Annotated in this window: 18 protein-coding genes and 1 pseudogene; 11 read left to right on the forward strand and 8 right to left on the reverse strand. The window is 65.8% G+C overall.

Features of this window, described 5'->3' with window-relative positions:
• Positions 1 to 236: 236 nt before the first annotated feature.
• From AB7O82_RS10195 to AB7O82_RS10205, 3 genes are all read left to right on the forward strand, one after another.
• Entirely contained in the window at positions 237 to 1,433 is a 1,197-nt protein-coding gene (locus AB7O82_RS10195) for an ABC transporter substrate-binding protein (RefSeq protein ID WP_428547013.1), read from the forward strand.
• Positions 1,434 to 1,472: 39 nt separating this feature from the next.
• Positions 1,473 to 3,101 (forward strand): long-chain fatty acid--CoA ligase, encoded by a 1,629-nt coding sequence (locus tag AB7O82_RS10200; protein ID WP_428547010.1) that lies wholly within the window; start codon positions 1,473 to 1,475, stop codon positions 3,099 to 3,101.
• 221 nt (positions 3,102 to 3,322) lie between these two features.
• A complete protein-coding gene (locus tag AB7O82_RS10205; protein WP_428547007.1) occupies positions 3,323 to 4,255 on the forward strand; it encodes a 3-keto-5-aminohexanoate cleavage protein in 933 nt (310 codons plus the stop codon).
• A gap of 218 nt (positions 4,256 to 4,473) precedes the next feature.
• Here AB7O82_RS10205 and AB7O82_RS10210 read toward each other — a convergent pair whose 3' ends face one another.
• Entirely contained in the window at positions 4,474 to 4,986 is a 513-nt protein-coding gene (locus AB7O82_RS10210) for a MarR family winged helix-turn-helix transcriptional regulator (RefSeq protein ID WP_428547004.1), read from the reverse strand.
• 218 nt (positions 4,987 to 5,204) lie between these two features.
• Here AB7O82_RS10210 and AB7O82_RS10215 point away from each other — a divergent pair, with 218 nt between their 5' ends.
• The 4 genes from AB7O82_RS10215 (at position 5,205) to AB7O82_RS10230 (ending at position 8,348) form a co-directional block, all read left to right on the forward strand.
• Positions 5,205 to 5,534, forward strand: coding sequence for an acyl-CoA dehydrogenase family protein (locus AB7O82_RS10215; protein ID WP_428547001.1), 330 nt, complete (start codon positions 5,205 to 5,207; stop codon positions 5,532 to 5,534).
• A gap of 164 nt (positions 5,535 to 5,698) precedes the next feature.
• Positions 5,699 to 6,469 carry an enoyl-CoA hydratase gene (locus AB7O82_RS10220; protein ID WP_428619318.1) on the forward strand — a complete coding sequence of 257 codons (771 nt, stop codon included), beginning with the start codon at positions 5,699 to 5,701 and terminating at the stop codon, positions 6,467 to 6,469.
• 1 nt (position 6,470) lies between these two features.
• Positions 6,471 to 7,649, forward strand: a complete 1,179-nt coding sequence (locus tag AB7O82_RS10225) for a hypothetical protein (protein ID WP_428546995.1) — start codon at positions 6,471 to 6,473, stop codon at positions 7,647 to 7,649.
• Between the two features lie 141 nt (positions 7,650 to 7,790).
• Positions 7,791 to 8,348, forward strand: a complete 558-nt coding sequence (locus AB7O82_RS10230) for a cytochrome P460 family protein (protein WP_428546992.1) — start codon at positions 7,791 to 7,793, stop codon at positions 8,346 to 8,348.
• On the opposite strand, the gene AB7O82_RS10235 is transcribed toward AB7O82_RS10230, so the two are convergent.
• The 4 genes and pseudogenes from AB7O82_RS10235 to AB7O82_RS10250 form a co-directional block, all read right to left on the reverse strand.
• Positions 8,326 to 8,496: an acyl-CoA dehydrogenase family protein gene (locus AB7O82_RS10235; protein ID WP_428546989.1), complete on the reverse strand. Its 171-nt coding sequence runs from the start codon at positions 8,494 to 8,496 to the stop codon at positions 8,326 to 8,328. The two genes, AB7O82_RS10230 and AB7O82_RS10235, sit on opposite strands and share 23 nt — an antisense overlap.
• A 9-nt stretch (positions 8,497 to 8,505) precedes the next feature.
• Positions 8,506 to 8,838, reverse strand: a complete 333-nt coding sequence (locus AB7O82_RS10240) for an acyl-CoA dehydrogenase family protein (protein WP_428546986.1) — start codon at positions 8,836 to 8,838, stop codon at positions 8,506 to 8,508.
• 11 nt (positions 8,839 to 8,849) lie between these two features.
• On the reverse strand, positions 8,850 to 9,644 hold the full coding sequence (locus AB7O82_RS10245) for an enoyl-CoA hydratase-related protein (protein WP_428546983.1): 795 nt from the start codon (positions 9,642 to 9,644) through the stop codon (positions 8,850 to 8,852).
• Positions 9,645 to 9,661: 17 nt separating this feature from the next.
• Positions 9,662 to 10,643 (reverse strand): annotated as a pseudogene (locus AB7O82_RS10250) (SDR family oxidoreductase).
• Here AB7O82_RS10250 and AB7O82_RS10255 point away from each other — a divergent pair.
• The 3 genes from AB7O82_RS10255 to AB7O82_RS10265 all read left to right on the forward strand — a co-directional run bounded on the left by AB7O82_RS10255 (position 10,593) and on the right by AB7O82_RS10265 (position 12,593).
• A complete protein-coding gene (locus tag AB7O82_RS10255) occupies positions 10,593 to 11,045 on the forward strand; it encodes a MaoC family dehydratase (protein WP_395710984.1) in 453 nt (150 codons plus the stop codon). The pseudogene AB7O82_RS10250 and the gene AB7O82_RS10255 sit on opposite strands and share 51 nt — an antisense overlap.
• Positions 11,042 to 11,914 (forward strand): HpcH/HpaI aldolase/citrate lyase family protein, encoded by an 873-nt coding sequence (locus AB7O82_RS10260; protein ID WP_428546980.1) that lies wholly within the window; start codon positions 11,042 to 11,044, stop codon positions 11,912 to 11,914. Before AB7O82_RS10255 ends, AB7O82_RS10260 begins: the two co-directional genes overlap by 4 nt.
• A 184-nt stretch (positions 11,915 to 12,098) precedes the next feature.
• On the forward strand, positions 12,099 to 12,593 hold the full coding sequence (locus AB7O82_RS10265; RefSeq protein ID WP_428546977.1) for an acyl-CoA dehydrogenase family protein: 495 nt from the start codon (positions 12,099 to 12,101) through the stop codon (positions 12,591 to 12,593).
• Positions 12,594 to 12,715: 122 nt separating this feature from the next.
• On the opposite strand, the gene AB7O82_RS10270 is transcribed toward AB7O82_RS10265, so the two are convergent.
• The 3 genes from AB7O82_RS10270 to AB7O82_RS10280 all read right to left on the reverse strand — a co-directional run bounded on the left by AB7O82_RS10270 (position 12,716) and on the right by AB7O82_RS10280 (position 15,782).
• Positions 12,716 to 13,036, reverse strand: a complete 321-nt coding sequence (locus tag AB7O82_RS10270; RefSeq protein ID WP_428546974.1) for a 2Fe-2S iron-sulfur cluster-binding protein — start codon at positions 13,034 to 13,036, stop codon at positions 12,716 to 12,718.
• 26 nt (positions 13,037 to 13,062) lie between these two features.
• Positions 13,063 to 14,283, reverse strand: a complete 1,221-nt coding sequence (locus tag AB7O82_RS10275) for an NAD(P)/FAD-dependent oxidoreductase (protein ID WP_428619320.1) — start codon at positions 14,281 to 14,283, stop codon at positions 13,063 to 13,065.
• 251 nt (positions 14,284 to 14,534) lie between these two features.
• Complete coding sequence (locus AB7O82_RS10280) at positions 14,535 to 15,782, reverse strand: cytochrome P450 (protein WP_428546968.1); 1,248 nt, start codon at positions 15,780 to 15,782, stop codon at positions 14,535 to 14,537.
• Positions 15,783 to 15,871: 89 nt separating this feature from the next.
• On the opposite strand from AB7O82_RS10280, the gene AB7O82_RS10285 reads away from it, so the two are divergent.
• Positions 15,872 to 17,176 carry an aromatic ring-hydroxylating oxygenase subunit alpha gene (locus tag AB7O82_RS10285; protein ID WP_428546965.1) on the forward strand — a complete coding sequence of 435 codons (1,305 nt, stop codon included), beginning with the start codon at positions 15,872 to 15,874 and terminating at the stop codon, positions 17,174 to 17,176.
• Positions 17,177 to 17,346: the final 170 nt, after the last annotated feature.

Genomic DNA, 17,346 nt, shown 5'->3' on the forward strand with positions numbered 1-17,346 from the left:
CGTCTCGCCGGCGCGGTTCATGTGCGGGCGAGACGCCCGCGGTCCGCATGATTCATGGCCCCTCCGCCGCGTATGACGCGACACCTCCCCGGCTTCGCCGGGGAGGAAGACTTGAAACGGGCCAACGGGTGCTTCTAGAATCAGTCTCTTGTTAGAATTTCCGTTTACAAGCTAATCGTACTTATCTTTACTATCTCTCACGGTCGACGAAGAACCGCGTCATCAGGGAGGTGGCAATGCTGTCCAACAGGTGGGGGCTGCTGGCTGCCGGGCTCGTCCTGGCGAGCGGCGCCAGGGCACAGGACAAGATCCCGGGCGTGACGAGCACCGAGATCTCGATAGGCCAGAGTGCGCCGCTCAGCGGCCCGGCATCGGCCTTCGGCATCTACAGCCGCGTCTACGAAGCGTACTTCAAGATGCTGAACGACGAGGGCGGCATCAACGGCCGGAAGATCAACTTCCACCTGCTCGACAACGGCTTCAGCCCGCCCAAGGCGCTGGAGATGTCACGCAAGCTGGTCGAGGATATCGGCGTCGTAGCGGAAGTCGGCACGGTCGGCACGCCGACCAACACGGCGACCCAGCGCTATCTCAACGGCAAGAAGGTGCCGCAGCTGCTGATCTCGGCCGGCGGCAGCAAGTTCAACGATCCCAGGCAATATCCCTGGACGGTGCCGTTCTATCCGCAGTTCGAGACGGAGGCCGCGGGCTACGCCAAGTACGTGCTGAAGACCCAGCCCAACGCCAAGATCGCCGTGCTCTACCAGAACGACGACTACGGCAAGGACTTCCTCAAGGGGCTCAAGAAAGGGCTGGGCGAGGCCAACCAGAAGATGATCGTGGCCGAAGCGAGCTACGAGCTCACCGATCCGACGGTCGATTCGCAGATCATCAGCCTCAAGGCCTCGGGCGCCACGGTGTTCATGAACTTCACCACGCCCAAGTTCGCCGCCCAGGCGATCCGCAAGGCCGGCGAGCTCGGTTGGGCGCCCCTGCAGTTCGTCTGCAGCCCCTCTAACTCGCTGCCGGCCGTTCTCGTGCCGGTCGGCCTCAACAAGGCGGTCGGCCTGATGTCGGCGCAGTTTTTCAAGCAGCCCGGCGATCCGGCCTGGGACAAGGACCAGGGCGTGATCGACTACATGGCCTTCATGAAGAAGTATGCGCCCGGCGACTCGCCCACCGATTCGATCGGCATCTCGGGCTACATCAACGTGTCGCTGGCCGAGTATGTCTTCAAGGCCGCCGGCAAGGACCTGTCGCGCGACAACCTGGTCAAGACGGCGACGACATTGAAGGACGTGACCCTGTCGATGCTGCTGCCCGGCATCGTGCTTTCCAACACGCCGACCAACTACAGCGCCTATCATAGTTTCCGCCTGTCGCGCTTCGATGGTAAGGCCTGGGTCGCCGTCGAGACGATTCGCGCAGAGTAACGCCTGAGTACCCAGTCACCGCAATCAGGAGAGAGACCGATGCGTGGATTGATGATGGACGAGCCGCTCATGATCTCGTCCCTGCTCGAGCACGCAGCAGCGGCGCACGGCTCGACCGCGATCGTCGCCCGCACGCCGGAAGGTGGCGTCCATCGCTCGACCTATGATGAGGCGCTGCGGCGCAGCAAGCAGCTCGCCCAGGCAATGATCGCGCTCGGCATGAAGCCGGGCGACCGTGTGGGTTCGCTGGCCTGGAACACCCACCATCATTTCGAGCTGTTCTACGGCATCTCGGGCACCGGCGCAGTCCTCCACACCATCAACCCGCGCCTGTTCGACGAGCATCTCTTCTACATCATCAATCACGCCGAGGATCGCTGGCTCTGCGTCGATGCCGCGACCCTCCCGATCGCCGAACGCCTGGCGCCGCAACTGCCCGGCGTGCAGGGCTGGATCTACATGAGCGTCAATCCCGGGCTGCCGAAATCGTCGCTACCCGGGCTGATGAGCTACGAGCGCCTGCTCGCCGCCCAGAATGGCGCCTACGAGTGGCCGAGCTTCGACGAGCGCCAGGCCTCGGTGATCTGCTACACCTCGGGCACCACCGGCCAGCCCAAGGGCGTGGTGAACACGCACCGTTCGACGCTGCTCAGCGCCCTGGTCATGAGCACGGCCGACATGATCGGCGGCTACCGCTCGGGCGCCCGCGAGACCTACATGCCGATCGCGCCGCTGTTCCACGGGAACGGCTGGCAGATGGTCTACACGGCGCCACTCAGCGGCCACAAGCTGGTCATGCCCGGGCGCAATTTCGAGCCCGACAAGCTTTACGAGATCCTCTTGCAGGAAGATGTGACGGTCGCCGCCGGCGTGCCGACGATCTGGCTGACCCTGGTCGATTACATGGACCAGAATGGGCTGAACCTGCCAAACCTGCGGGCGGCCCTGGTCGCCGGCACCAAGCCGCCGCGCAGCCTGATCGAGGCCATGGAAGGCCGCTACGGCATCGAGGTGGCACAGTGCTGGGGCATGACCGAAGCACTCGGCGTGACCCGCTGCACCATGCCGCCGGGCGCCGCCGAGGCGCCGTTCGAGGAGCGCGTCGGCCACAAGCTACGCCAGGGACGCGTCGCCTTCACGACGAAGCTCAGGATCGTCGATGACGACGGCAAGATCCTGCCGAGCGACGGCGAGGCGTTCGGCCATCTGCAGGCGCGCGGTCCGATGATTGCCGGCGCCTACCTCAAGCAGGACGCGCCCACCATGGACGGCTGGCTGCAGACCGGCGACGTCGCCCGCCTGTTCCCCGACGGCACGATCGAGATCGTCGACCGCTCCAAGGACGTCATCAAGTCGGGTGGCGAATGGATCAGCAGCGCCGCCGTCGAGAACGCGGCCATGGGGCATCCCGCAGTCGCCCAGGCTGCCGTGATCGGCATCGCCCATCCGCACTGGCAGGAGCGCCCCCTGCTGGTCGTCGTCCGCCGACCCGGCAAGGACGTGACACGCGAAGAGCTGATCGAGTTCCTGCGCCCGCAGATGGCCTCCTGGTGGCTGCCCGACGATGTCGCGTTCATCGACCAGCTGCCGATGACGGCGACCGGCAAGATCCACAAGGTCTCGCTGCGCGAACGCTTCAAGGACACGGTCTCCGTCGCGGCGGAGTGACTCCTCCTCCCCAGCTTCGCTGGGGAAGTGTCGCCGTCTTACGGCGACGGAGGGGTCATGACTCTCATGTTCATGCCCCATCCGTCCGCGTCGGCATTTTGGCTGCAGAGCGGCCAAGAGCCTTTAGACGCGGACACGTCCCCAGCGCAGCTGGGGAGGAGCATGACAAGAGCGCTCGCGGCGATGTAACGACACTGTCGACAAAAGAGGAGTGAGAGACCATGCGCCGGGCTCGGAAGGTCATCGTCACCTGCGCGGTGACCGGATCGATCCACACGCCGACCATGTCGGATCACCTGCCGATCACCGGCGACGAGATCGCCGCGGAGGCCGTCGCCGCGGCCGAGGCCGGGGCGGCGGTTCTGCACCTTCACGCGCGCGAGGAGAAAGACGGCAAGCCGACGCAGAAGCCGGAGGCGTTCCAGCGCTTCCTGCCACGCATCAAGCAGCAGTGCGACGCGGTGGTGAACGTCACCACCGGCGGCGGGCTCGGCATGACCCTCGACGAGCGGCTGGCGGCCGCCAAATGGGCCAAGCCCGAGGTCGCCTCGATGAACATGGGCTCGCTGAATTTCGGCATCTTCGGCGCCGCCGAGAAGATCGCGAGCTTCAAGTACGATTGGGAGAAGCCCTATCTCGAGATGACGCGCGACTTCATCCTGAGCAACACCTTCGCGCAGATCGAACGCGGTCTGAAGGAACTCGGCGCCAACGGCACGCGCTTCGAGTTCGAATGCTACGACATCGGCCATCTCTACAACCTCGCGCACTTCCTCGACCGCGGCCTGGTCGAGCCGCCGCTGTTCGTGCAGGGCGTGCTCGGCATCCTCGGTGGAATCGCCGCCGAGCCTGAGAATCTTTTGCACATGCGGGCAACGGCCGACCGGCTGTTCGGCGAGCAGTACTACTTCTCGGTGCTGGGCGCCGGCCGCCACCAGATGCCGATCGCCACCATGAACGCCGTCATGGGCGGCCATGTTCGTGTCGGAATGGAAGACAGCCTTTACATCGGCCGGGGCAAGCTCGCCGCGAGCAACGCCGAGCAGGTGGCCAAGATCGTCCGCATCCTCACCGAGCTGTCGCTCGAGCCCGCGACCCCGGCCGAAGCGCGCGAGATGCTGAAGCTCAAGGGCGGCGACAACGTCGGGTTTTAATTCTTCCCCTCCCCAACGGAGTTGGGGAGGTGTCGCCGTCTTACGGCGACGGAAGGGGTCATGGGTCAGGTGGACCGTGGGCGTCTTGGGGGCGCGGTTTACCGCGCCGGACCACGCTCACGAGAAGAGCAGGCGGGACGCCCGCGGTCCGGAAACCCCATGACCCCTCCGCCCCGCGTGACGGGGCACCTCCTCAGCGAAAACGCTGGGGAGGAGAACTAAGCCGCCTGGCGCCGCCCAGGCCGCGTCGCGGGCGGCGCCTCTTCCGACATCGACAGCAGCCGCCGCTTCATCGCCAGCAAGGTGTCGGCCGCCTTGGCCAGGTCGGCGCGGTCCATGCCTTCGACGATACGGGCGTTGAACTTGTCGGTCTCCTTGCGCACCTGCTTGAGGAAGCTCAGCGCCTGCTTGGTGAGATAGACGCGCTTCACCCGCCGGTCGACCGGATCGGCCCGGCGCATCACGAAGCCGGACGATTCCAGGCGGTCGATCAGGCCGCCGAGCGCCACCTTGCCGAGATCGAGTTCGTTGGCGAGCGCGGTCTGCGGCGAGCCGTTGCGCCGCGACACGAAGGCCAGCACCCACCATTGCGAGCGCGTGATGCCGAGTGGCGCGAGGGCGCGGTCGAACATCATGCGGCGCAGGCGCGAGACGTCGTGGATCAGGTAACCCAGCCGCAGGTCCCAGTCCGGCTGGTCGCTCGAACCGTCCGGGTTTGTCTTTTGCGTCATCCCAAGGCTGCCATGCTGAGTGTCGAGAGGAGATAATCTCATACCATATGCCTGTGTACGATAACAGCGTGACCGCTTCATATCGACCCGGCAAAACGCTGGAACATGTGTCAGATTTGGAACGCATGCTTAGTGTATACATGTTTATGACTTTGGGTTCATCGGCTACTCTTGGTTCCGATGCGCCGTCGCGGTGAATCAGCGAGGAAAGGCCCGCCATGATTCCAGACGAGGACCAGCGCGCCCTGCAGGAGGTCGCCCGCCGCTTCGCGCGCGAGCGGCTGCTGCCCCACTACATCGAACGGGAGCGCATCGGCATCCTCGATCACGATCTGGTGCGCGAGATGGGCCAGCTCGGCCTGCTCGGCGTCGACCTGCCCGAGCAGCACGGCGGGCTCGGCACCGGCAACATCACCACCGGAATCATCGCCGAGGAACTGGCCTACGGCGACTTCAACGTCAGCGCTGTCCAGGTCGGCACCTCCCTGCTCGGCGCCACAGCAAGCCGTTCGAGGTCTTCCACCGCGCCGTGGCGCCGGCGATGCTGAGCGAAGGGTCATGACGCCAATCATTCTCCTTCCCAGCTCCGCTCGGGAGGTGGCGCCGTCATCGGCACGGAGGGGTCATGGCCTCCATGAAACATGACCCCTGCGCCCTATACGACGGGGCACCCCCAACTTCGTCGGGGAGGAAGAGCTTTGAGGAGCGAAACATGAACGAGACCTATCGCACCATCCTGGTCGAGCGCGCGACAGCCGGCTACGCGGTGGTGACGCTCAATCGGCCAGAGAAGCTGAACGCCCTCTCCATCGAGCTGCGTACCGAGCTGATCTCCGCGATCGACGCCTTGCAAACCGATCCGGCAATCCGCGTGTTGATCCTGACCGGCGCCGGGCGGGCGTTCACGGCCGGTCTCGACCTGCACGAATGGGGCGAGAGCCGGAATTCGGCCGGCGGCTTCGAGCTCGACGTGACGGCCGCCCTCGCCCGCTTCGAGGGTCCGGTCATCGGCGCCATCAATGGCCCCGCCGTGACCGGCGGCTTCGAGATTTCGATGGCGTGCGATGTCCTGATCGCCTCTACGGCGGCAAGCTTCTGCGACACCCATGTGAAGATGGGCTTGCTGCCGGGATGGGGCATCTCGGTCCGCCTGCCGCGCCGCATCGGCCTGTCACGCGCCAAAGAGCTGGCCCTCACCGCGCGCGTCATCTCCGCCACAGAGGCGGCAGCCTGGGGTATCGTCAACACGGTGGTGCCGCCGGAGGAACTGGTGCCGCATGCGCGCGCCCTCGCCGAGCAGATGCTGGCCGGCGTTCCGGAGACGCTGGTTGTCTACAAGCGCTTAATCGATGCCGGCTACGAGCTGCCCATGGGCGAGGCCCTCGCCTCCGAGCGCAAGACGGCACGCGCCAACAATGGCCGCGTCGGCCACGACGCCATCGCGAGCCGCTGGGCAGGTGGCCGGACGAGCCTGGAATCCTGAGATGGCCAAGAGCTCGCGCAATATCGCGTTGACTGCGCTGCGCGTCGGCGGGCGGCTGCTCTACGAACGCGCCGTCCATCCCCTGGCGCGCACCATCGACGACGTGCCGTGCTCGCCCAGCGCCATCACCCCGGAATGGCTGACCTTGGCAGTCTGCGGCGCAGTGCCGGGGGCCGTGGTGACCCGGGTCGCCGTGGAGGCCGTCAGCGCCGGCACACAGGAACGCCACAGGCTTCGCGTCGAATACAACGAGGCGGGACGGCGCGCGGGCCTGCCGGCCTCGATCTTCACCAAGTCGCTGCCGAGCTTCGTGACGCGCATGGTCGCGGGCTTCGGCGGCCATGCCCGCGTCGAAGGTGGTTTCTACAAACATATCCGCCCTGAGCTGCAGATCGAGGCGCCGACCTGCTACTTCTCGACTTACGACCGGCGGACGTTCACGGCGATCCATCTTCTGGAGGATCTCGTCGCCACCAAGCAGGCGACCTTCTGCGGACACGAGACCAGAGTCAGCCACGCCATGGCCGAGGACCAGATAGACCTGCTGGCCGCCCTGCACGGCCGCTACTACGGCGACACGACGCTCGACGAGCGCTTCCGCTGGCTCGCCGATTATCCGAAGTGGTTCACCATCGGCGCCCAGAAGATGCAGACCGAGCACTACACCCAGAAGGCGCTCGATGCCGCGGCGCACTTGATGCCGGCCCGCCTGATGCAGCGCCGCCACGAGGTGTGGCCCGCGACCATGAAGGCGCTCGCCGTCCACCAGCGCGAGCCGTCGACCCTGCTGCATTCCGACGTGCATATCGGCAACTGGTACCAGACCGGCGTCGGGCACATGGGGCTGTGCGACTGGCAATGCCCCTCGCGCGGCCACTGGTCACGCGACGTCGCCTACGCCGTGAGCTCTGGACTGGCGCCGGACGACCGCCGCGCCTGGGAACACGACCTGCTGGCCAGCTATCTCGACCGCCTGGCCAGGCACGGCGCCCCGCGCCTCGACTTCGACCAGGCTTTCACCTGGTACCGCCAGCAGCTCCTGCACGCCTTCGCGATGTGGACTATCACGCTCCGCCATTCGCTGATGCTGCCGTCGATGCAGAGCGAAGCCATGACGCTCGCCATGATGCATCGCATCGCCACCGCCATCGACGACCTCGACGCGCTGGATAGCGTGTGAGGAAGGGACCGACGCAGGCGCGAGTCGCCTGCGAGGAGGGCGGCCCCTATACCTGAGGACAATTGGCACGCCTGCACGCGACCATCAAGGATGTCGCCAGCCACTCACGTGCTACCCTTCGGCACGAAAGAAGGAGCAACGATGACAAGAAGCGTGTCGGTCGGCCTCAGCCTCGCGGTATCGATTGCCGTCGTGACGACCGCTGTCTCGATTTCCGCCCAGGACAAGTACGCCATCAAGGTGCCCGATGGGCTCGCCTTCGCCGAGTTCAGGGGATACGAGGATTGGGCTGTCATCGCCATCAGTGCGAACGGCGGCAAGATCGCCGCAACCATGGGAAACCCGGTGATAATTGAGGCCTTCAAGGCAGGCGTGCCCGACAACGGAAAGCCTTTCCCGGACGGCGCCAGGATGGCGAAGATCCATTGGACTCCGAAGAGGCAAGAGGCTTACCCCGGCCAGCCGACGGTTCCGGGAACTCTGACTGACGTCGCTTTCATGGTGAAGGATAGCAGGAGATTCGCGGACAGCGGCGGATGGGGGTGGGCCGCGTTCGAGTACGACGCGGCGTCCGGTGCGTTCCGGCCCACCACTCTGGCGAGCCGTCCGCCGCAGGCAAACGACGCCAAGTGCGGATTGGCGTGCCACACCGCGGTGAAGGACCGCGATTATGTCTTCACCGAATACGGGAAGAGGTGAAAGGACAGCCGTTGGAGGCGAACACTTTCTGGCCGTCGATCGCGAACTCCTCGCCGTCGCGCACCGCGCGGGTGCGAATCGCCTTGAGATCGCTGCCGGCATGCGGCTCAGTCATGCCGAGCGAGCCGATCGCCTCGCCGCGTACCATTTTCGGCAGTCAGGTCCGTTTCTGCTCCTCCGTGCCGAAGGACAGAATGTAAGTGGCGACGAGGTCGGTGTGGATCAGGAAGCCCGGTCCGCTGGCCCCCACGCGCCACAGCTCCTCGTAGACGACGACATCGAACAGGTAGTCGAGCCCGAGACCGCCATACTGCTCGGGAACCGTGCAGCACAGGAGACCCTCGGCGCCGGCCTTGCGCCACAGTTCGCGCGGCACGCTGCCGTCCCTCTCCCATTGGGCGTGGAACGGCACGATCTCACGCTCGACGAAGCGGCGCACGGACTCGCGGAAGATCCGATGCTCCTCGCGGAACAGCGAGCGCTCGATCATGTGGCCGGCCCCTACTCGGGGAACTTGTGGAAGTCGGGCGCGCGCTTCTCGTTGAAGGCCTTGACGCCCTCTTTCGACTCCTCGGTGGCGTAGAACAGCTTCACGGCGTGCAACGCCATGTTGCTGATGCCGCGGATGGCGTCCGAATCGGCGTTGAAGGAGCGCTTGAGGAAGGCGAGCGCCGTCGGGGAGCGTTCTGCAATTTTGTCGGTCCAGTCGTTGACTGCCGCATCGAGCTCGGCCGCCGGCACGACCTTGTTGACCAGGCCCATCTCACGCGCCTCGTGAGCGGTGTAGCGGTCGTTGATGAACCACATTTCGCGCGCCCGCTTGTCGCCGATGTGGCGCGCGAGGAAGGCCGTGCCCCAGCCGGCGTCGAACGAGCCGACCTTGGGGCCAACCTGGCCGAACTGCGCCGTGTCCGCGGCAATTGTGAGATCGCACAGCGTCGCCAGCACATTGCCGCCGCCGATGGCGAAGCCGTTGACGCGGGCGATCACCGGCTTGGGAATGTCGCGGATGATGGCCTGCAGCTCGTCGATCGGCAGACCGACGACGCCGCGGCCGTCGTAGTTGCCGTCGTGCGCCGACTGGTCGCCGCCGGTGCAGAAGGCGCGGTCGCCGGCGCCGGTCAGCACGACGCTGGCGACGTTCCTGTCGTTGGCGGCCTGCTGGAAGGCCTGGATCAGCTCCTCGACCGTGCGGCCGCGAAAGGCGTTGTAGACCTTGGGCCGGTTGATGATGATCCAGGCGGCGCGGCCGCGCACCTCGTAGAGAAGGTCCTGGTAGGCGACTGGTCCCGACATGGTTGCTTCCTCCTGCTTCAGATCATGTTCATGCCGCCGGAGACCGAGATGGTCTGGCCGGTGATGTAGCTGCCGTCGTCCGACGCCGGGAAGGTGACGATGCCGGCATAGTCCTGCGGCTCGCCCATGCGCCTCAACGGAATGCCGCGCACCATGGCTTCCTGCCACTTGCGCGCCTGCTCGCCCGATCCGATCACCTCCTGCATCATCGGCGTGTTGGCCGGGCCGGGACAGATGGCGTTAAGCAGCACGCCGTTGCGCGCCAGTTCGCGCGCCATCGACTTGGTGAAGGCGACCATGCCGCCCTTGCAGGCCGAATAGACCGCCTCGCCGCTGGTGCCCACGCGGGCGGCGTCCGAGGCGATGGTGACGACGCGGCCCTCGCCGCGCGCCGCCATGCCGGCGCACACCGCCTGGTGCATTGAGCGGCCCGTAGAGATTGATGTGGATGATGCGGTCCGACACTTCCCGGTCGGTCTCGAGGAACGGCATCGGCTGGTCCCAGCCGGCATTGTTGACCAGCAGCCAGACCGGCCCGAAATCGCGCTCGACCGCGGCGACGGCGGCATCGACCGCGGCGCGGTCGCCGATGTCGACGGCATAGGCCCGGCATTGGGAACCGGCTTCCTCGGCTGTCCGCCGTGCGACATCGGGCTTGAGATCGAAGATCGCGACCTTGCAGCCTTCCGCCGCCTGGCGACGCGTGAGGGCGCGGCCGATGCCCTGCGCCCCGCCCGTCACGATCGCCGTTCTGCCTGGCATTCCGCGCCCGTTCGTCCTCCCGGTTGCGCCAAATATAATACGTTTGTGTACTATACGTATGCAAGCTAATTCGGATCTTGCTCTTCCGGACCGCGGGCATCTCGCCCGATCATGCTCATGAGCGGGCGAGACGCCCGCGGTCCGGAAGAGCATGATCCGATCGTTCGAGCAGCAAAGGAGGAAGGCTTGCCAGGACTCTATTTCGAGGAATTCTACGTCGGGCAGAAATTCGTACATGCCGTGCGGCGAACGGTGACCGACATGGACAACATCCTGTTCACGGCGCTAACCCACAATCCCGCGGCAGTGCATCTCGACCACGAGTACGCCAAGACGACCGAGTTCGGAAAGCCACTGGTCAACAGCGGGTTCACCCTGGGGCTGGTCACCGGCCTGTCGGTGGGCGACACCACGCTCGGCACCACGGTGGGCAATCTCGGCTGGGACGAGGTTCGCTTTCCCCGGCCGGTCTTCGCCGGCGACACAATCCGCGCCGAGACGACGGTGATCGAGGTGCGGGCCAGCAAGTCGCGACCCGGGCAGGGCATCGTGACATTCCAGCATCGCGGCTTGAATCAGCGCGACGAGGAGATCTGCATCTGCAAGCGCGCCGGCCTGATGCTGGGGAAGCCGAAATGAGGCTGCGTTCCCTGCTCTTCGTGCCCGGCGACAGCGAGCGCAAGTTCGAGCGCGCCCGGGCAATCGGCGCCGATGGCCTGATCCTCGACCTCGAAGATGCCGTCGCGCCATCGCGCAAGCCCGAGGCCCGCAAGATGCTGGCCGGCATGATCGCGCCTACCGCGGGCCGCCCCTGGACCTGCTGGGTGCGCATCAATCCCTTCGAGTCCGGCATGACGCTCGAGGACCTGGCGGCCGTGGTCATGCCGGGCCTCGACGGCATCGTGCTGCCCAAGGCCAACGGTTCCGGCGACGTTGTGCGGCTCGGCCATTGCCTCGATGCCCTCGAGGCCAAGGCCGGCATGACCGCCGGCCACGTCAAGATCCTGGTCGTCGCGACCGAGACGCCGACGGCGATGTTCCATCTCGGCTCGTACACGCCGGCACATCCGCGTCTCGCGGCTCTGACCTGGGGCGCTGAGGACCTGTCGAGCGCGATCGGCGCCACCACCAGCAAGGCGCCCGACGGCAGCTTCAGCTTTCCCTACCAGGTGGCCCGCGCGCAGTGCCTGTTCGCAGCCTGTGCCGCCGACGTGGCGCCGCTCGAGACGGTCTACACCGACTTCCGCGACACCAAGGGGCTTGCCGAGAGCTCCCTGACGGCGCGCCGCGACGGCTTCACCGGCCGCATCGCCATCCATCCCGACCAGGTGGCGACGATCAATCGCTGCTTCACGCCGAGCGACGAGGACGTGGCTCATGCGCGCCGGGTCGTCGAAACCTTCGCGGCGCAACCCGATGCCGGCACAATCGGCATCGACGGCAAGATGTATGACATCCCGCATCTCAAGCAAGCCCAGCGCGTGCTCGCCGCGCTGGCCCAGTCCTGACAGCCGAGATGAATAGCCACGGATGAATATGGATAGCGTCCTCTTCTGGACCGCGGGCGTCTCGCCCGCGGTCCAAAGAAGAGGGCATCTGTGTGCATCGGTGTTCATCTGCGGCTTTTTCATCCCAGGGAGCCCGCCATGACCCACTCTCCGGCAATCGGTGACAACAGCCAGGCTGCCGACCATGCGGCGTTGCGCGACGGCGTGCGGGCCGTTGTTACGCCGGCCGACCGACGGCATCACGATCTTCTACACCGATCTCGATCGTTCCAGAATCGAGGTCCAGCGCATCCCCAAAATAGGCCGCAAGGCGGTCGATTCGAATGCCATCTTCATCGATGGCCTGTTCGTGCCCGAGGAGCATCGCATCGGCGAGGAAGGTCGCGGGTTCTCCTACATCCTCGACAGCCTCAACCCGGAGCGCGTGCTGGTCGCCATGGAGGCGATCGGCATCGGCCAGGATGCACTCCGGCGCGCTGCCAGATATGCCCGCGAGCGCGTGGTGTTCGATCGTCCGATCGGCCAGAACCAGGGCATCCAGCATCCGCTGGCGGAGCGCTGGATGTACGGATCAGGCGGCTGCTTGGTGCATCTTGTTCGCCTCCCCCGTAATCGGGGGAGGTGCACCGTCATACGGGGCGGAGGGGGAGAGCCCCAGACAGAGCGCTTCCGATTCTGACGTCGGAATCAGAGGGATCTCACCTGAGGCCTTGCCCCTCCGGCCCTACGGGCCACCTCCCCCGATTACGACCCGATTACGGGGAAGGAATAGACGATCCGTAGCGGGTCCACTGCAAGCCCTCAGCGCTGACTCTCCGGCACCTTGAGCCGCAACCCATCCAGCGCATCCGAGACATCGATCTGGCAGGACAGGCGCGAGGTCTCGTTGTGGTGCGGGCAGAACTCGATCATCGCTTCTTCGTCCGACTTCTTGGGCGGCAGCTTGTCGGCCCATTCCGAAGGCACGTAGACCATGCAGGTGGCGCACGAGCAGGTGCCGCCGCAATCGGCGTCGATACCGGGCACCATGTTCCTGACGGCGCCTTCCATGATCGACAGCCCGTTGGCGATGTCGATCGTGTGCTCCTGCCCGTCCGCCGTCTCGAAGGTGATCTTTGCCATCTGTCCGTCCACTCACTCGTTCAGCGCTATAGTCGACAATCCTTCACCGCCACCCGTTCGTCGGCGAGCTTCGCCGCATCGACGCGCGCCCGCGCGCCGACCAGAACCTTGGACATCATGAATTCCGCCGCCCGGTTCATGGCATCACAGGCCACCAGCACGCCATCGGAAAGATAGAACACCGCGAACGAGCGCCCCTCGTCCGGCCGGCCACGGATGATCGCCTGGTCGTGTCGGTCCGACAGGCCGGCGGTCTGCAGCTTGACGTCGTACTGGTCGCTCCAGAACCACGGCACCTGGTCGGGCGGCGCCGGCAGGCCGCAGATCGCCGCCGCCGCCATGCGTCCCTGCTCGAGGGCGTTGTGCACCGATTCCAGCCGCAGGCGGCGGTCGAGCATGGGGTGGTGTTGGTTGGTGCAATCGCCGATGGCGTAGATCGCCGGATCCTCGGTGCGGCAGCGTGCATCGACGTCGATGCCGTTGGTGGTCGCGAGACCCGCCGTCCGGGCAAGCTCGATATTGGGCAGCGCGCCGACGCCGACGACGACCAGGTCGGCCGCAGCCAGCAGGCCCTCGCAAACGACGCGCTCGACGCGGCCCTCGCCTTCGAAGCCCTTCACGGCTACGCCGGTATGGACCGCGACCCCCTCCTCGCGATGCAGCCGCTCGTAGAACGTCGAGACCACCGGCCCGACGCCGCGCATCATCAGCCGCGGCGCCGCCTCGAGCACGGTGACGGCAAGCCCCAGCTTGACCGCCACGGCTGCCAGCTCGAGCCCGATATAGCCGCCGCCGACGACCACGAGAGACTTGCCGGCCGAGAACCGGGCGCGGATCGCCTCGACATCGGCGATGCTGCGCAGGGAGGCGATTCCCGGCAGCTCGGCGCCGGGCAGGGAAAGCGTGCGCGCCCGGCTGCCGGTGGCGAGCACCAGGGTCGAGTAGTCGAGGCTCGAGCCGTCGTCGAGCACGACGCGGTGCGCCAGCCGGTCGATGCGCTCGACGCGGCGGCCGAGCAGCAGCCGGGTGCCGAACTTCTCATAGAACGCCGCCGGCTTCAGGTAGAGCCGGTCGAGCGCCAGCTCCCCGGCCAGGAATTTCTTGGACAAAGGCGGACGCTGATAGGGCAGATAGGGCTCGTCGCCGACTGCCGTCACGGTGCCCGAGTACTTGTCTTGCGCCAAGCTGGCGATCAGTTGGCCGGCGGCATGGCCAGCGCCGACTATGACAAGGTGCTGGTCGCTCATGCTTTAGCGCGGCTCCACTCCAGACCAGCGCGACGCACTCCGCTCATGCTTCGATGAAGACGTTAGCCACAGATGAACACAAATGAACACGGATGGCCGACATGACTGTAGATCGGGAATGCGACAACCACATCCGGGGAATTTCGTGTCGAGCTCGATCGATCTGAATTCATCTGTGTTCATCTGTGTTCATCTGTGGCTAAGAATCGAGCAAATATCCTCGGCTCAATCCGAGGAGATAAGGTGAACAGTCACGCCGCCGCCTTGGCAAAGGCATAGCGGATCGGCAGGCGCTTGAGGCCGCTGACGAAGTTGGCCTCGACCCAGGCTGGCGCCCCAGCCAGCTCGACATGGTCGAGGCGCGGCAGCAATTCCCGGAAGAAAGCGCGGATCTCCATCCGGGCGAGATGGATGCCGAGACAGAGATGGGCCCCGAAGCCGAAGGCGAGATGGCGGTTCGGCGAACGATCGATGCGGAAGTCAAACGGATCCTCGAACACGTCCTCGTCACGATTGCCCGATGGATAGCACATCATCAGGCTGTCGCCTGCCCTGATCTGCTGGCCGCGCAGCACATAGTCCTCGGTCGCGGTCCGGAAGAAATGCTTTACCGGCGATACGTAGCGGATCATCTCGTCGACTGCCCGGGTCAGCAGCTCGGGCTCCGCCCGGAGGCGGTCGAGCGCGCCCGTGGTCTGCATCAGGGCCAGCAGACCGCCCGAGGTTGTCGAGCTCGTCGTATCGTGGCCCGCCGTGGCGATGATGACGTAATACGACGAGGCTTCGAGCTCGCCGATCGGCCGGCCGTCGAGGGTCGCATTGGCGATCACCGTGGCGACGTCGTCGCGCGGCGACCGCCGTCGGTCGGCGGTCATGCGGGCGAAATAGGCGAAGAAATCCTTGTAGGTTTCCCGCCGGGCACCCTGGCGCCGCATCTCCGGATCGGTCGAGCCCAGCAGCTCCTGGGTGAGCCGCAGCATGAAGGCCTCGTCCTCGGCCGGCACGCCCAGGATGGTCATGATGACGCGCAGCGGATACCAGTTGGCGATGTCGCGGGCGAAGTCGCAGGCGCCACCCATCGCCTCCATGCGGTCGACGAACTCGCGCGCCAGAAGGGCGATCTGGCGGTCAAGCTTCTGCAGGCTGGGCGGCATGAACCAGGCCTGGGTGATTGCGCGGAACACCCGGTGATCGGGATCGTCCATGTTCACGAGCGTGCGCAGTGCCGAATCGCGCCGCCCGGTCAGTCGCTCGAGCTTCTCCTCGTCGGCGAGCGTGGCGAGCGTCGAGCGCGGCTCGTTCAGGAAGCGCTCGGGCTGACGCTCGATCTCGATGATGTCGGCATGCCGCGTCACAAGCCAGAACGGCCGATAGCCCTCGGGCGCCACCAGGTGCACGGGAGAGGCGCGGCGAAGCGGCGTGAACAGCGCATCGTAGGCGGACTGGTCGACGTAGGTGCGCGGGTCGACCACGGCGCGCGCCAGGGCTGCATCATCCATCGCTGTCCTCTCTCTGGTTGACCATATTGTCTATCAGGCTATACACTTCCTAACAATTGTTAGATTAATCCACCGGCGCGGAGGAAACCATGGACACCGCCCTGATCAATCGGGAAATCCCGTCGGACCATGCCGACCTGGTGGTCGAGGATCGCGAGCGGCACCTGTTCCGGGTGGCGCGGCGGGTTTTCACCGAGCAATCCATACTCGAGGGCGAGCATGACGCCATCTTCGACCGGTGCTGGCTCTACCTTGGCCACGGCTCGGAGATCGCCAGCAATTGCGACTTCATCACCCGCGCGGTCGGCGGTCGTGAGCTGATCTTCAATCGCGACCGCGGCGGCGCGGTGCACGCCTTTCTCAACACCTGCCCGCACCGAGGCGCCATGGTGGTGCGCGAGCGCAAGGGCAACGCGCTCGCATTCCGCTGCTTCTATCACGGCTGGTCGTTCAACGTGAACGGCCGCTTCGCCTCGCGCTTCGAAGAGGGCAACTACGGCAAGGAGCATTATGGCGGCGGCTGCGCCGACCTGGCCCAGGTGCCGCGCCTGGAAAGCTACCGCGACTTCTGGTTCGTCAATTTCGACCGCAATGCCGTTCCCCTGGCCGACTACCTGGCCGGCGCCAGGGAGTACATCGACCTCGTCGCCGACCAGTCAGAGGCCGGCATGGAAGTGGTCGGCAGCGGCCAGCAATACCGCATCAACGCCAACTGGAAGCTCCTGGCCGAGAACAGCATCGACGCCTTCCACGGCTTCCCGGTGCACAGCACCTATTTCGACTATCTCAAGAACATCGGCAGCCTGCGCATGGACTCGGGCACCAACGACTTCACCGCGCGCGGCATGACCGATCTCGGCAACGGCCACGCCGTCATCGAATATGCCTCGCCGTGGGGCCGGCCGATCGCGCGCTGGGTGCCGTCGTGGGGCGAGGACAAGCGCGAGCTGGTCGAGCGTCTCCGCAAGAACCTGATTCAGCGCTTCGGCGAGGAGCGCGGCCTGCGCATCGCCGAGACCAGCCGCAACATGCTGATCTTCCCCAACCTGGTCATCAACGACATCATGGCGATCACCATCCGCACCTTCTATCCCGAGGCGCCCGACCAGATGACCGTCAGCGCCTGGGCGCTCGCCGCCCGCGGGGAGGACAGCGAGCTGCGCAAGCTCCGCCTGTTCAACTTCCTCGAGTTCCTGGGGCCAGGCGGCTTCGCCACGCCGGACGACCAGGAGGCGCTGGAGAACTGCCAGCGCGGCTACAGGAACATGCGCGAGGTGGCGTGGAACGACATCTCCAAGGGCATGCCGCGCGCCGGCAAGCCGATGAACGACGACGAGGAGCAGATGCGCTGCTTCTGGCGGCAATGGCGCCAGCGCATGGCGGGTGCGCCATGAACGCCGACGCGACCCTTGCCGGCACCCCCAGCCTGGACGATCCCGGCCTGCGTACCCGCATGGAGGATTTCCTCTATCTCGAGGCCGACCTGCTCGACGAGTGGCGCATTGAGGAATGGTTCGCGATGTTCGCCCCGGGCGCCACCTACGAGGTACCGCCGACCGGCGAC

Source organism: Reyranella sp. (assembly GCF_050185545.1).
Classification (GTDB): Bacteria; Pseudomonadota; Alphaproteobacteria; order Reyranellales; family Reyranellaceae; genus Reyranella.